At 51.7% G+C, this 1,658-nt stretch carries 2 protein-coding genes and 1 pseudogene; 1 reads left to right on the forward strand and 2 read right to left on the reverse strand.

The features are described from left to right. Positions 1–216: 216 nt before the first annotated feature. Positions 217–696 carry a NemA protein gene (locus tag BBW69_RS00710; protein WP_188210090.1) on the forward strand — a complete coding sequence of 160 codons (480 nt, stop codon included), beginning with the start codon at positions 217–219 and terminating at the stop codon, positions 694–696. Between the two features lie 84 nt (positions 697–780). Here BBW69_RS00710 and BBW69_RS00715 read toward each other — a convergent pair whose 3' ends face one another. Continuing rightward, positions 781–1,029, reverse strand: coding sequence for a CsbD family protein (locus tag BBW69_RS00715; RefSeq protein WP_108043553.1), 249 nt, complete (start codon positions 1,027–1,029; stop codon positions 781–783). 297 nt (positions 1,030–1,326) lie between these two features. Beyond that, positions 1,327–1,658, reverse strand: a pseudogene (locus tag BBW69_RS00720) (cation-transporting P-type ATPase); the annotation flags it as partial.

The following is a 1,658-nucleotide window of genomic DNA, read 5'->3' on the forward strand; positions in this document are numbered from 1 at the left end:
AACAGGCTAAGTGTGCCTGTTGCCGCCTAAAAGGCGGCCCGGATCCCTTATTATCAGGTATCCGAGGAGGATTGAGGGGGTATTTGGGTAGAATTAGGAGGTATTGGGGGAGGGAAATAGCCGAAAACCTGTGTTTGGGTTCTGGCTGTCAGCGAAAAGGTGAAGAGAGGTATTTTGCAAAGGTCTCCATATATTTGCCAAACAGGGAGCACCATCATGAAAACAACCGTGCAAAAATCCGCCCTCATAACCGCCCTGCTCCTCCTCACCGCCTGCGCCGGCGGCCCGGGCGGAAGCTCGATCAGCCTCGGCATCGGCGGTTTCGGCAGCCATATCGGCTTGGGAACCTCCGTCAATATTCCGATAGGCAGCCGCACACCTGCCGCAGACACAGGTGGCATCAACGTTACCGGAGAACAAATCATCACCCATTTTGCCGCAGACGGCACCGCTTCCGAACAAGCCGTCAAAGGCAGCAGCTACCATAGGCTGCTCAACGTACTCGGCGGCGGCAATTATTTGGTACAAGATTTTTACGGCGACGGGCAAAAACGTACAGATCCGATGATACTGCCCAAAAAAGCCCTGTTCTCCGCCGATGCGCACCCCACAAACAGCGCATACACGGTTTACGACCGCAACGGCAATCCGATACGCCGACAGGTTTACCGCAACAACCGGCTTATCGGCAACTGACCGCGATACCGGCCAAACCTCGAGAAAGGCCGTCTGAAATCATGTTTCAGACGGCTTTTTTATATCGTTTCAAGCAAAGATGAATCAGAATTTGCTTTTGATATCGTTAATCAGGTTTTCAGCTTTTTCTTTCGCATCGTCAATCAAATGCTCGGCTTCTTCTTTACCTTTTTTCAGTACATCGCCGGCTTTTTCCTCAATGTCGGCAGCAACTTCTTTCACCTTGCCGATTCCTTGCTGAACAACGCCTTCTGCTTGAAGTTTGGAATCGTTTAATAATTCTCCCGCAGTTTCTTTCACTTTACCGCTGATTTGGTCTAATTTTCCACTCATGACCTTTTTCCTTAATTTCATATTGATCGAAGCGCCACTATATCCTAACCGTTATCCAATAGCAATCTTAAATAGAATACCGCCTGAAAACCTGCTTTCAGACGGCCTCCACTTCTCAAGTTCAACGTTGCATTTCCTTGGCTAAAACCAACATACCTGATGTTTACAGGATACCGCCTTCCCGATTGTATTCAATCATGTCGTTTACCGCTTGGGCGAGTCATGCCCAGCAATCGGGGAATTCTTGACGCTGCTCCCAGCCGGGGCTGGCGAAGTTCGGGCGGTCTTTGCCACGTCTCACTCAATCTTCACCCGCTTCAACCTCAACGCATTGCTCAACACGGAAACCGAGCTTGCCGCCATTGCCGCGCCAGCGATGACGGGGTTTAAGAAGCCGAGCGCGGCAAGCGGAATACCCAAGATATTGTAGAAGAAGGCGAAAAACAGGTTTTGCTTGATGTTTTTCAACGTCGCCCGCGATACCGACAGCGCATCGGCGAGTTGGTTGACCGAATGCTGCATCAGCGTGGCGGATGCGGTGTGTTCGGCAACGTCTGCGCCGCCTTTCATCGCAAAGCTGACGTTGGCGGCGGCGAGCGCAGGTGCGTCGTTGATGCCGTCGCCGACCA

Origin of the sequence: Neisseria sp. RH3002v2f, from assembly GCF_014596375.1 — a bacterium.
GTDB classification, from domain to species: domain Bacteria; phylum Pseudomonadota; class Gammaproteobacteria; order Burkholderiales; family Neisseriaceae; genus Neisseria; species Neisseria cinerea.